The sequence below is a fragment of the Micromonospora sp. NPDC049366 genome (genome assembly GCF_044466625.1).
Lineage (GTDB): Bacteria > Actinomycetota > Actinomycetes > Mycobacteriales > Micromonosporaceae > Micromonospora.
The window spans coordinates 66,195-78,975 of record NZ_JBITMV010000010.1 but is presented as its reverse complement, the minus strand read 5'-3'; the positions used below and the strand labels follow the sequence as shown (position 1 = coordinate 78,975).

Here is a 12,781-nt window from a genome sequence, read left to right as displayed (position 1 = left end):
GGGTCAGGAGACGGAGCGGAGCAGCAGCTCCAGCTCGGTCGGGTCGTACCACTCCAACTCGTGGTCCTCGGCGCCGTCGACGGTGAACTGCGCGTCCGGGTCGCCGGCGAGCGCCTCGACCACCACCTCGGCCGCCGCGGAGACGTCCTCGACCGCCTCGGCGCCGTCCACGTGGATCGCGGCGACGGCGCGCAGCGGCACCGCGCCGGCCAGGGCCACCGCGCTCGACCCCAGCTCCTGGTCCGGCCGTCCGACCGCCGAGGGCGCCAGGTCGACGGAGACGACGACCCTCCGCCGGGGCGCCGCGGGATCGGCCCGGAGCAGCTGCAACGCGTCCTGGGCGGCGCGGGTGAAGGCGACGTACTCCAGCTCCTCCTCGTCGCCCTCGGCGTACCACTCGCGTAGCGACGGGGTCACCGCGTGCGCCTCGGCGGCGGTGAGGCCCTCGTCGCGCAGCCGGGCCAGCATGGGTACGGTCGCCGGCACGTACACCCGGACAAGCTCGTCGGTCACCGGTCGTCTCCCCGCTCAGGTCCTCCACCGGCGTCCGCCGGCCCGGGCGCAGATCATGCCGTACGCCGTGACCGTCATACACCTCGCGTCCCGGCGGCGGAAGTTCCGGGCCGGTGTGTCCGGCAGGCTCGCCCCCGTCGCCGACCGGCCGCCCGCTGGGTTGTGACGGTGGACGATGGCAAACTGAGGCAACCGATGCCAATCGAGGGAGTTTCCGTGGAGCCGAGGTTCCTCCTGCTGTCCGACGTGGCCGCCGAGCTGAACGTGTCGGATTCGCAGGTCTACCACATGGTGCGCAGCGGTGAACTGCCCGCGATCAAGATCGGCGGACGCGGCCAGTGGCGCGTCGAGCGCGCCCGCCTGGAGGAGTACATCCAGCGCAAGTACGACGAGACGGCCGAGTGGGTACGCGGCAACCCCCTCACCGAGCGCGACGTCGAGTAGCCCCGCCGGGGCGTCCTGCCATTGACCGGTGACGTTACCTGACCGAGAATGAGAGCTGTCAAAGGTAAACGAAGGCAAACGCAAGATCGGGGAGCAGTCGATGACCGACATCCGTCGCCCCGGGCCGACCCGGCCCCCCATCCGACTGCGCCCGGCACCACCACTCGACCCGCCCTACCTCGACGAGGACGCCGCCTGGCCGGCACCGACGCAGGGGCAGCTCGCGCTCAACCTCTTCGCGACCGGGCGACCCGACTCCGGCCGCCCACCGGACCGCCGCGCCGCGCTGCGGCCCGTTCCCGCCGGCCCAGGCCGACACCCGACCACCCCGCTGCCCCGCGCCGCCCTGGTGACCGCCACCCCGGAGGCGACCCGGGCCGCCCACCGGTTCGTCGGCACCTGCCTGGAGGTGCTCAACGGCTACCGGCCACCGGCCCAGCTCCGGCCCCTGCTCGACCCCGCCCGGGCACACGACCTGCTGATGGAGCTGGCCCGCGCCACCACCCGCACCGCCCCGACCCGCCGCCGGTCCACCCGACCGACCGTCCGGCTGCGCCGCCTGCGCGCCGGTGAGCCCCGTGCCGGCGCGGTGGAGGTCGCCGTGGTCCTGACCGGGGCGGGACGCCACTGGGCGATGGCCCTGCGCCTGGAACACCGCCGGGGCCGCTGGCTCTGCACCGCCCTACGGGTGCTGTGACCAGGCGGGCTGCGTCGCGGAGCCACGCCGCAGGGCCGAGGTGGCGCCGGCCCAGGCGGCGCCGGGCGGGGTGGCGCCGGCCGGGGTGGCACCGAGCGGGGTGGCACCGGCCGGGGTGATCGACTCGGGTTCCCGGATGTCGGGTGGTCACCCGACCGCGAACACCCAGATTTCCATGACGACGAGTCGGCCTTGACCGGCGTCGAGCGCCGGCCGGGACGCGACGTGTCCCGGTCCACGGGCCGGAACGTGCCTCGATCCGCCGGCCGGAACGTGCCCTGGTGCGCCGGACGGAACACGACGTGCCCCGGTCCGCGGACCGGGGCACGTCGAAACGAAAGCGCCCGGGGCGTCCACCTGGATCGGTCGGTGGACGCCCCGGGTCTCCAACCCGTTCCGGGCGACGCCGTCGTGCTCGTCAGGGCCGCGTGGCGGTGGGACGGGCCCACCGCCGGCGGCGAGTGATCAGTTGCCGCCGTTCGGGGCGCCGTGGCAGCGCTTGTACTTACGGCCGGAGCCGCAGGGGCACGGCGCGTTGCGGGACGGCCCGTTCCCGGCCTCCACCTGACCGGTGGCGGCGGTGCGGCGAGCGGAGTTGCCGGCGACCGCCGGCCCGCTCATCCCGCTCGCGGGACGCTGCGGCGCGGCCGGGGCGGTGCGCCCGGGGCTGGCCGGAGCGGCCGGCTGCGGACCCCCGACGCCGAGCGCCGGAGCCTGCTGGTCGGCCTGCGCCAGGGTGGGCGCACCCCGGCCCGCCTCGCCGTCGACGGCCGGCGCGGAGTATTGCAGCGGCTGCTGCTGCGGGGCCCGGTTGAGGCCCTTGGCCCGCAGCTCCACCGGCTTGTCCAGCAGCTGGACCTCTTCGGCCTCCGGCTCCGGCTCCGCGACCTGGACCTCCAGGTTGTAGAGGAAGCCGACCGTCTCCTCCTTGATGCCGTCCATCATGGTGGCGAACATGTCGAAGCCCTCGCGCTGGTACTCCACCACCGGGTCGCGCTGGGCGTAGGCGCGGAGGCTGATGCCCTCCTGGAGGTAGTCCATCTCGTAGAGGTGCTCGCGCCACTTCCGGTCGATGACCTGGAGCAGGACCATCCGCTCCAGCTGCCGGACGGCCTCCTCGCCGAGCTGCTCCTCGCGCCGGTCGTACGCGGCGTGCGCGTCCTCCTTGAGGCGGGCGATCAGGAAGTCGGCGTCCATGCCGGCCCGCGACCCCCCGGCCTCCTCCTCCAGCTCCTCGACCGTGACACCGACCGGGTAGAGCTGCTTGAGGTTGGACCAGAGCTGGTCGAGATCCCAGTCCTCGCCGTAGCCCTCGGAGGTGGCGCCCTGCACGTACGCGCCGACGACGTCGTCGATCATGTTGCGGACCTGGTCGGACAGGTCCTCGCCGTTGAGCACCCGCAGCCGCTCGGCGTAGATCACCTGGCGCTGCTTGTTGAGCACCTCGTCGTACTTCAGGACGTTCTTGCGGATCTCGGCGTTCTGGCCCTCGATCTGGGCCTGGGCGCTCTTGATCTGGCGAGTGACCATCTTCGACTCGATGGGCACGTCCTCCGGGATGTTGAAGCGCTCCATCACCGCCTCGACCGCGCCGGCGCGGAAGCGCCGCATCAGCTCGTCCTGGAGCGAGAGGTAGAAGCGGGACTCGCCCGGGTCACCCTGCCGGCCGGAGCGGCCGCGCAGCTGGTTGTCGATCCGGCGCGACTCGTGCCGCTCGGTGCCGAGCACGTAGAGACCGCCGGCGGCGGCCACCTCCTCCGCCTCGGCGTCGCAGGCCTGCTTCCACTTGGGCAGGACCTCCTCCATCGCCTTGGCGTACTCCTCCTCGTTCTCCGCCGGGTCGAGGCCGCGCTGGCGCAGCTCGTTGGCGGCGAGGAACTCGGCGTTACCGCCGAGGAGGATGTCGGTACCACGGCCGGCCATGTTGGTGGCCACGGTGACGGCGCCCTTGCGCCCGGCCTGCGCGACGATCTCCGCCTCGCGAGCGTGGAACTTCGCGTTGAGCACCGAGTGCGGAATGCCGCGGCGGCGCAGCAGCTGGGAGAGGATCTCGGAGTTCTCCACCGAGACGGTGCCGACCAGCACCGGCTGCCCCTGCTCGTGCCGCTCGGCGATGTCCTCCACCACGGCGTTGAACTTGGCCTTCTCGGTCTTGTAGATCACGTCCGGGCGGTCCTGGCGGACCATCGGCCGGTGCGTCGGGATGGTCACGACGCCGACCTTGTAGACCTTGTTGAACTCGCCGGCCTCGGTCTGGGCCGTACCGGTCATGCCGGACAGCTTCTCGTAGAGACGGAAGTAGTTCTGGAGGGTGATGGTGGCCAGGGTCTGGTTCTCCTGCTTGATCTCCACCCCCTCCTTGGCCTCGATCGCCTGGTGCATGCCCTCGTTGTAGCGGCGCCCGTGCAGGATGCGGCCGGTGAACTCGTCGACGATCAGGACCTCACCGTCGCTGACGATGTAGTCCTTGTCGCGCTTGTAGAGCTCCTTGGCCTTGATCGCGTTGTTCAAATAGCCGACCAGGGGGGTGTTCACCGACTCGTAGAGGTTGTCGATGCCCAGCCGGTCCTCGACCTTCGCCACCCCGCGCTCGGTGACCGCCACGGTCCGCTTGGACAGGTCGACCTCGTAGTCGCCCTCGCCGTCCTTGCCGGGCTGGAGCCGGGCCACGACGCTCGCGAACTCCGAGTACCACCGGGCGGAGTGCTCGGCCGGGCCGGAGATGATCAGCGGCGTGCGGGCCTCGTCGATCAGGATCGAGTCGACCTCGTCGACGACCGCGAAGTTGTGGCCCCGCTGCACCAACTCGTCCTTCGACCACGCCATGTTGTCACGCAGGTAGTCGAAGCCAAACTCGTTGTTGGTGCCGTAGGTGACGTCGCACTCGTAGGCGGCCCGGTGCTCGGCGGCCGGCCGGTTGGGCAGGACCACGCCGACGGTGAGGCCGAGGAACTCGTGCACCCGGCCCATCCAGGCGGCGTCACGCTGGGCCAGGTAGTCGTTGACCGTGATGACGTGCACGCCCTTGCCGGAGAGCGCGTTCAGGTAGACCGGCATGACCGAGGTCAGCGTCTTACCCTCACCGGTCTTCATCTCGGCGATGTTGCCGAAGTGCAGCGCCGCGCCGCCCATCACCTGGACGTCGTACGGACGCTGCCCGAGCACCCGGGCGGCCGCTTCCCGGCACACCGCGAAGGCCTCCGGCAGCAGGTCGTCGAGGGTCTCCCCGTCGGCCAGCCGCTCCTTGAACTGCTCGGTCATGGCGCTCAGCTCGTCGTCACTGAGGTTGACGTAGTCGTCCTCGATCGAGTTGACGGCGGCGGCGATGGCCTTGAGCCGACGCAGCATACGGCCCTCGCCCGCGCGGAGGACCTTTTCCAGAATCGACACGGATCAACGCTCCCCTAGACGGTCTCGAACCATCGTAGGCGCTCGCACGGGGGGATGGTCACTGGTGGCGGCGGACCGGGGCGAGGAATCCGACATAAGGCACGGGCGACACGCGGAGAGGCGGTTATCCGGTTACGCCGTGGGCGAACGGTCGGGCACCATGCTGCGAATGGAGCCCATCGAGATCGCCGAGGACGGCCTGTCGCTGCGCCCCTGGCGGGCCACCGACGCCGAGGCCGTGCACCGTGCCTGCCAGGATCCGGACATCCAGCGCTGGACCACCGTGCCCCGGCCTTACCTGCCCGAACACGCCAGCGGGTTCGTCACGGAGATCTCCGGACGGGCCTGGGCGGAGGGGACGGGAGCGCCGTTCGCGGTCTGCGACGCCGCGACCGGAGAACTGCTCGGCTCCTGCGGGCTGGTCTCGATCGACGCCGCGGCGGGCTCCGGGGAGATCGGCTACTGGACGGCTCCCTGGGCGCGCGGCCGCGGCGTCACCGCCCGGGCCGCCCGGGCGGTCGCCCGCTGGGCCTTCGACTCCCGCAAACTGCGCCGCCTGATCTGGCAGGCGGAGGTGGGCAACCACGCGTCCCGGCTGGTCGCGCTGCGCGCCGGGTTCCGCGTCGAGGGGCGGCTGCGGCTCGCCGACCCGGCCCCGGACGGCCGCCCCGACGGCTGGATCGGCTCCCTGCTCCCGGGCGAGGTGCCCGCCCCGGGCGAGCCCGGCCCCGCCGGGCCCGGCACCCTCGAGGCCCTGCGGGCGGCCGTCTTCGGCCGGCCCCAGCCCGTCCTCTTCGCCACCGCCCGCCGCCCCGCCGGCGACGCCCTCACGACCGCCACCTCGGACGTCACCGACCTGCGGCTGCGGCCCATGGAGGAGCGCGACCTCGACGCGATCGTGGCGACCTGCCAGGACCCGGACACGATCCGCTGGACCACCGTGCCCGACCCGTACGCGCGGGCCGACGCCGAGGACTTCCTCGACGTCGTCCGGGGCACCTGGGCGGCCGGCACGAGCGCCGCCTACGTCTTCACCGACCCGGACGACCGCTACGCCGGCTCGATCGACCTGCGGCTCTCCCCCGCAGACCCGCTGCTCGCCGACGTCGGCTTCATGACCGCCCCCGCCTTCCGGGGCCGGGGCTACCTGCCGGCCGCGCTGACCGCCCTCTGCGCGTGGGGGTTCACCGCGCTCGGTCTGGCCCGGATCGAGTGGCGGGCCAACGTCGGCAACACCGCCTCCCGGCGCGCCGCGGAGAAGGCCGGTTTCCGGTTCGAGGGCACGGCCCGGGGCGCGCTGTCGCACCGCGGCGAGCGGCTCGACGCGTGGGTGGGTGCCCTGCTCGCCGAGGACCTGACGTGACGCCCGAGGTCATCGAGTCCCACGGGGTGCGGCTGCGCCCGTTCCGTCCCGAGGACGCCGCGGACGTGACCGTCGGCTGCGCCGACCCGCTGACCCAGCGCTTCCTCACCGGCCTGCCCACGCCGTACACCGAGTCGGACGCCCGACGGTGGATCACCGAGGACGCCCCGGCGGCGTGGGCCGCCGGCGGAGCCGCGTACGCGGTCGCCGACCCGGCCACGGACCGACTGCTCGGCACGGTGGGGCTGAGTCACGCCAACGCCTACCGTAGGCAGGCCGAGATCGGCTACTGGGTGACCCCGGCGGCCCGGGGGCGTGGGGTCGCCGTCGCCGCGACCCGCGCCCTGAGCGGGTACGCCCTCAGCGCCGGAACCATCAGGCTGGAACTGCTCACCCACGAGGAGAACACGGCCAGCCAGCGGGTCGCGCTCGCCGCCGGGTTCCGCTACGAGGGCGTACGCCGGTCGGCCAGCTCGTCGCGCGGCGGTGACCGGCACGACCTGCTGGCCTGGGTCCGCGTCGCCGGCGACCCGCCCGGGCCCACCGCGCGGCGGCTGCCGGACCTGCCCGACGGGCGGCTGACCGACGGGGTGGTGACCCTGCGCCGGCTGGCCCCGGAGGACGCGGACCTGATGTACCAACTGCACAGCCGGCCGGAGGTGGTGGCGAACCAGGCGCCGCCGGTGCCGCCGGAGCGGGCGGCGGTCGAGCGGCGCTGCCGGGTGTCGGAGAGCGGCTGGCTGGTCGGCGGGATCGCCCGGATGCTCATCCTCGACGCGGCGACCGGCGCACCGGCGGGCAGTTGCGGCCTCTCGGTCAGCGACCCGCACGCCGGGGAGGGCACGGTCGGCTACGCGCTGCTGCCGCAGTGGCGCGGGCGCGGGTACGCCAGCCGGGCCGTGCGGCTCGTCGCCGGCTGGGCGTTCGGGCCGGCCGGGCTCGCCCGGCTCGCCGCCGGCACCGTCCCGGACAACGTCGCCTCGCACCGGGTGCTGGAGCGGGTCGGCTTCCGCCGCGAGGGGTTGCTCCGCGGCCGGCTGCCCGGCCCGGCCGGCACCCGGACCGATGACCTGGTCTTCGGCCTGCTCCCGGAGGAGCTGCGCTGAGGGCGGCCGTGCGGCGACGGACGCCGGGACGGGCTCGGGGAGCCACGGTGGTCACCGTGGCTCCCCGAGCGACGTCGCGGGTCAGGTGGCCAGCGAGATGATGCCGTAGTCGTAGGCGTGGCGCCGGTAGACGACGCTGGGGCGGCCGGACTCCTTGTCCTGGAACAGGTAGAAGTCGTGGCCCACCAGTTCCATCTGGAACAGGGCGTCGTCGACGGTCATCGGCTCGGCGGGGTGCACCTTCTCCCGCGCGATGTGCCAGGGCTGGTCGTCGTGCTCGTCCTCCTCGACCCGCTCCGCGACGGCGGTGGCGGTGGCGGTGGCGGTGGCGGCACCGTCGCTGAGCACGCCCAGCGGGTCGGATCCCAAATCGGCGACAGGCAGGCTCGCCGTGGCCGCGGCGACCGAGAGCGGCGCGTGCCGTCCCCGGTGCACGCGGCGGCGGTCGGCCGCTCGGCGGAGCCGGGTGTCGAGCTTGGCGATGGCGGCGTCGAGCGCGCTGTAGAAGTCGTTCGTGCAGGCCTCGGCCCGGATCACCGGGCCACGGGAGACGCAGGTGATCTCCACCCGCTGGCAGTGGTCGGCCTGGCGCGGATTGCGCTCGTGAAACAGCTCGACATCGACTCGAATAAGTTTGTGGTCGTAGCGTTCGATCTTGGCAAGTTTCTCGGCTACGTGCACCCGGTAATGGTCCGGCACTTCGACATTTCGGCCCTTGACCACGATGTCCACGTGACCTCCCTCGTTCGGACGGTCCTCGATCCGGCAACCCGGTCGCTCGCCCCAGGGGGAGGGCCCCGCTCGGCGTCGACCGGTCAGTGCGGCTACGCCTCCTTTCACCGCCGGGGGCGGGTGGAAAGACCTCCTACCCCCGACAGCAGAACGCTAACTCCTGTTCTCCGGGGCGTCACCCCAGGTACGTAGAAGAGACCAGGATTTTTCACAGCTCATACACCAACGGGTGAATCGGAAACACGAACGGTTACGCCGGTACTCGTTTCTGCGTCGCCGCGAGCACCGCCGTGACCGTGGGTGCGCAACCGGTCGCGACGAGCGCCCGGCTGGCGGCGGCCAGGGTGACCCCGGTGGTGACGATGTCGTCGAGCAGGACGACGGTGTCGGCTCCGGCGGCGTCCGGACCGGGTCGGGCCGACCGGGGCCGGAAGGCCGCCTCCGCGGCGGCGGCACGCCCCGCGCTGTCCAGCGTCACCGAGTCCGGCCGGGGCAGGGCCCGCAACGGTCGCAGGATGCGCACCGACCAACCCGCCGCACGCAGCCTCGTCGCGCAGTGTCGGGCCAGCCGGCCGAGGTGGTCGCCGTAGCGGGCGCGGGCCGCCGCCGCGGTGTCCGGCACCGGCACCAGCGCCACCGGCCGGTCCGGGCCGACCGCGTTGGCGACGACCTCGGCGAGGAGCGCGCCCAACGGCCGAGCCAGCCCGTGCCGACCGTGGTCCTTGTACGCGAGCAGCGCCTCCCGCAGCGGGCCGGCGTACGGGCCGAGGGCGAAGCAGGGCGGCAGCCCCGGCGGGGCGGGGGTGGGCCGGACCGGCCGGGGTACCAGCGCGTCGAGCGCGGCGACGCACTCCGGGCAGACGCCGTGCCGCAGGCCGGACCGACGTCGCCGGCAACCGGCGCAGTCGGCGGGCAGCACGAGGTCGTTGAGGTCCGCCCAGAGCCCGCCGAGGCCACCCACCGGCGTCAGAAGAGGAAGAAGGGCGCGGACACGTCGGCGGACTGCGCCCCGGTCGGCGGCGCCGGCACGTCCCTGACCTGCTCCCGCGCGATCCGCCCGATGGGGCTGCTGCGGTAGGCGACCCCGTTCGCCTCGTACATGAAGGCGCCGACGGGGACCTTGATGGTCCGGTTGGTGGGGTACGCCGACAGGTGCGTCACCTTGGCGCCCACGTCGTCCTTCAGCGGGGTCTGCAGGGCGCCGTCCACGCTGATCTCGTAGATCGCCGGCCGGCCTGCCGTGCCGGCCACGACGAGCCGGTCCTCGCCCGCCCAGTCCACCGCGGAGAGCCCGGTCAACGAGGTGGCCACCCGGCGGGGCGGCCCGACCGCGACCTGACCGTCCACGTTGACGGCCGCCACGTAGAGCGAGCCGCCGACGATCAGGGCGATCCGCTGGCCGTCGAGGGACGCGGCGACCGCGGTCACCTCGCCCGGCGGCAGGTCGAGCACGACCTGGCTCATCTTCGCGTTCTGGTCGAACCGGTAGAGCTTGCCGTCGGCCACCACCAGCCCCTGCGGCTGGTGCGGGTCGGTGGCCCGCAGCCAGACCGGACGACCGATGCTGCGGTGCTCCGGGCCCTTGGTGAAGGACGCCACGGGGCCGACCCCGGTGCCGACGTTGAGGCGCTGCCGACCGTCGGACGCGCTCACCACCAGCGCGGCGAGGATCTGCTCGCTGGTGCGGGTCATCCCGGCCGACACCACGTCCCGGTTGTTCTCGGGGCGCACCGGCACCGGCCCGCTGGGCTCGCCGCCGAGGTCGAGCGGGCGGATGACGCCCTCGTACACGCAGAACCGCTGCGGCCCGTCGACCAGGTCGTAGAGCTTGTGCGACGCCCGCCGCTGTGCGAGGTCCTGCGCCGGCAGGGCGTTGTTGCGGATCTTCAGCTCCAGCTCGCCGTCCAGCTCCGGCAGCGACCACGCGAGCTGCGTGACGAACTGGTCGATCCGCCCCTTGTCGTCACCGGACATGTCCAGGTTGACCTCCCACCGACGGTTCCCGCCGGTGGCGTTGTTGATCAGCTCGGTGCGGTCCGGAAGCCCCACCACCCCCGGCCGTAGCCAGTCGGACGGGCCACCGACCAGCCACTTCACCACCTCGTTGAGCCGGCGCTCGTCGGGCACGGCCAGCGGCAGGTAGCGCTGGTCCGGCACCAGGCGGGTGCGGTCGGAGTTCCAGAAGTAGATCGACTGGCTCCGGTAGTAGTCCTGCAACGCGATGTCGCTGAGCAGCAGAACGTTCGGCGGGTCGAGGACGAACAGGCCACCGGCGTCGTCCCCCGGGCTGTCCGGGGAGGCGCTGCGCAGCCGGAACTCGTACCGCTCCTGGGTCGACACGGGCGGGACCAGGGTGCCGTTCGACCGGAGCAGGCCGACCTGCTGCACGGCGATGCTCACCGTCGTGGTGCCGTCGCTGTTGCCGGTGAAGGCCGGGCGGTCCGACGGCCGCACCACGGTCAGCGCGACCTCGCTGCCCTGCTTCTCCTGGAGCTTGCCCCGGTGCTCGGGGGCGACGAACTGCTTGACCCGGTAGTACGCCCGGTCCGGCTCGCCCGCCGCGGCGGAGAGGAAGTTGCGGACGAACGCCTCCGCGTCCGCGCCGCTGGCCGGACGCGCCGGCGGCTCGTTGCGCCAGCCCGCGACCGAGCCCGACTCGGTCGCCGTCTCCCGCCGACCGTCGACCTGCACGTCCGTGCGCTGCGGGATGCCGCAACCGGTGAACGCGGCGACGGTCAGCGCGCCACAGATGGCGCCGGCCACCAGTCGTCGCCTCACGACCGCACCTCCGTCCGACTGGTCGGCAGGTCCGCAGCCGGACCCGACATGATCGCCAGCGTGCCGCCGACGCCGGGACCGATGGCCAGCGGCCCGCCGTCGCGGGGACCGCCGAAGGGCAGCCGGGCGTCGTCGGGCACCAGGCGCAGCGGCGAGGTGGTCAGCCGGTCGCCGGCCCGCACGGGCAGCGTGAGTCGGAACTGGGCGCCCTGCCCCGGCGCGCCCCAGGCCTCCAGCCAGCCACCGTGCAGCCGGGCGTCCTCGACGCTGATCGACAGGCCGAGCCCGGTGCCGCCGGTCTGGCGGGCCCGGGACGGATCCGCGCGCCAGAACCGGTTGAACACCAGCTTCTCCTCGCCCGGCTTCAGACCCACACCGTGATCGCGCACGGTGATCGCCACCGCCGTGTCGTCCATCCCCAGCGTGATCAGCACCGGCCGGCCCTCGCCGTGCTCGACGGCGTTGCCGACCAGGTTGCGCAGCACCCGCTCCACCCGACGCGGGTCCACCTCGGCGATCACCTCGGTGTCGGGCAGGTCCAGCTCGATCGGGACGCCGACCCGTTCGGCCAGGCCGGCCAGCCGCTCCACCACCCGGTGCACCACCGGCACCAGGTCGGTCGGCTCGGCGTCCAGCATGGCGAAGCCCGCGTCGAACCGGCTGATCTCCAGCAGGTCGGTGAGCAGCTCCTCGAAGCGGTCCAGCTCGGCCTGGAGCAACTCGGCACTGCGGGCCACCGCCGGGTCGAACTCCTCGCGCTCGGCGAAGATCAGGTCGGCGGCCATCCGCACGGTCGTCAGGGGCGTACGCAGCTCGTGCGACACGTCCGAGGTGAACCGCCGCTGCAGGCGGGACATCTCCTCCAGCCGCATGATCTGCCGTTGGAGGTTGGTGGCCATCTGGTTGAACGAGGCGGCCAGCAGCGCCAGGTCATCCTCGCCGTTGACCACCATCCGCTGGTCGAGCAGGCCGGCGGAGAGCCGCTGGGCCGTCCGGGCGGCCACCCGCACCGGGTTCACCACGAGCCGGGTGACCAGGGCCGCGAGCAGGCCGAGCAGCACCACCAGGGCGGCGCCGGTGGCCACGACGGTGGCGCGGGCGTCCGCGGCGGTGGCGTCCTGCCGGGCCAGCGGCACGAGGTAGTAGAGCTCGATCTGGCCGAACCGGGTCGGCACGGGTGAGCCGTACACCAGGTATTTGGTCCGGTCGCCGGTGAGCCGGCCGGTGCCGATCTGGCTGGCCACGTTGCCGCCGGCGACCGCCGCCCGCAGCTCCGGGCTGATCAGGGGCGCAACGTCGACGTCCGGCGCCGTCCGGGTCTGGATCTCGCCGTGGTGGGCGGCGGTGATCGCCACCACCACGCCGCTGGTCTGCTGGGGGTCGCCGCCGGCCAGGTAGTTGACCGTGCCCTCGATGGTCTCCTGAAGCTGGGCCTCCTGCGGCTGGCCGTAGAGGTAGACCTGCTTCGCGGTGTAGTCGGCGCCGCTGTTGAGCCGCAGCCGGACGTCGGTCTTGGCGTTCTCCAGCAGGATGTTGGTGATCTTGTCGGCGATCAGGTAGGCGAACCCGCCCACCAACAGGCTGGACGCGACCAGCGTGATGGTGACGACCCGGACCTGGAGCGAGCGGCGCCAGGTCTGGTGCACGCCGGCGATCAGCCGGGCGACCCGCCCGAGCAGCCCACGCCACAGCTCCCCCACGGCACCGGGCCGGCGGGGGGATGTCTCGGGGCGCGGGAGCGGGGAGGAGGCCACAGTG

At 73.2% G+C, this 12,781-nt stretch carries 10 protein-coding genes; 4 read left to right on the top strand and 6 right to left on the bottom strand.

The window, feature by feature from the left end; translation table 11 throughout:
- Positions 1–3 precede the first annotated feature (3 nt).
- Positions 4–513 carry a DUF6912 family protein gene (locus tag ACIBTV_RS16100; protein ID WP_396705501.1) on the bottom strand — a complete coding sequence of 170 codons (510 nt, stop codon included), beginning with the start codon at positions 511–513 and terminating at the stop codon, positions 4–6.
- A gap of 216 nt (positions 514–729) precedes the next feature.
- On the opposite strand from ACIBTV_RS16100, the gene ACIBTV_RS16095 reads away from it, so the two are divergent.
- Both ACIBTV_RS16095 and ACIBTV_RS16090 read left to right on the top strand, forming a co-directional pair.
- Complete coding sequence (locus ACIBTV_RS16095) at positions 730–957, top strand: helix-turn-helix domain-containing protein (RefSeq protein WP_091591914.1); 228 nt, start codon at positions 730–732, stop codon at positions 955–957.
- A 100-nt stretch (positions 958–1,057) separates the two neighbouring features.
- Positions 1,058–1,654: an Rv3235 family protein gene (locus tag ACIBTV_RS16090; protein WP_396705499.1), complete on the top strand. Its 597-nt coding sequence runs from the start codon at positions 1,058–1,060 to the stop codon at positions 1,652–1,654.
- 465 nt (positions 1,655–2,119) lie between these two features.
- Here the strand turns inward: ACIBTV_RS16090 and secA are convergent, their stop codons facing one another.
- Positions 2,120–5,044 (bottom strand): preprotein translocase subunit SecA, encoded by a 2,925-nt coding sequence (gene secA / locus ACIBTV_RS16085; RefSeq protein WP_396705497.1) that lies wholly within the window; start codon positions 5,042–5,044, stop codon positions 2,120–2,122.
- 169 nt (positions 5,045–5,213) lie between these two features.
- Between secA and ACIBTV_RS16080 the strand changes: the two genes are divergently transcribed.
- On the top strand, positions 5,214–6,407 hold the full coding sequence (locus ACIBTV_RS16080; RefSeq protein ID WP_396705495.1) for a GNAT family N-acetyltransferase: 1,194 nt from the start codon (positions 5,214–5,216) through the stop codon (positions 6,405–6,407).
- Positions 6,404–7,513, top strand: coding sequence for a GNAT family N-acetyltransferase (locus ACIBTV_RS16075; protein WP_396705493.1), 1,110 nt, complete (start codon positions 6,404–6,406; stop codon positions 7,511–7,513). Before ACIBTV_RS16080 ends, ACIBTV_RS16075 begins: the two co-directional genes overlap by 4 nt.
- An 81-nt stretch (positions 7,514–7,594) precedes the next feature.
- Here the strand turns inward: ACIBTV_RS16075 and hpf are convergent, their stop codons facing one another.
- From hpf to mtrB, 4 genes are all read right to left on the bottom strand, one after another.
- Positions 7,595–8,245, bottom strand: a complete 651-nt coding sequence (gene hpf, locus ACIBTV_RS16070) for a ribosome hibernation-promoting factor, HPF/YfiA family (protein WP_396705491.1) — start codon at positions 8,243–8,245, stop codon at positions 7,595–7,597.
- A 250-nt stretch (positions 8,246–8,495) separates the two neighbouring features.
- Entirely contained in the window at positions 8,496–9,206 is a 711-nt protein-coding gene (locus tag ACIBTV_RS16065; protein ID WP_396705488.1) for a ComF family protein, read from the bottom strand.
- A 5-nt stretch (positions 9,207–9,211) separates the two neighbouring features.
- Positions 9,212–11,023, bottom strand: coding sequence for an LpqB family beta-propeller domain-containing protein (locus ACIBTV_RS16060; protein ID WP_396705486.1), 1,812 nt, complete (start codon positions 11,021–11,023; stop codon positions 9,212–9,214).
- Entirely contained in the window at positions 11,020–12,777 is a 1,758-nt protein-coding gene (gene mtrB, locus ACIBTV_RS16055; protein WP_396705484.1) for an MtrAB system histidine kinase MtrB, read from the bottom strand. The genes ACIBTV_RS16060 and mtrB overlap by 4 nt, the downstream gene beginning before the upstream one ends.
- Positions 12,778–12,781: the final 4 nt, after the last annotated feature.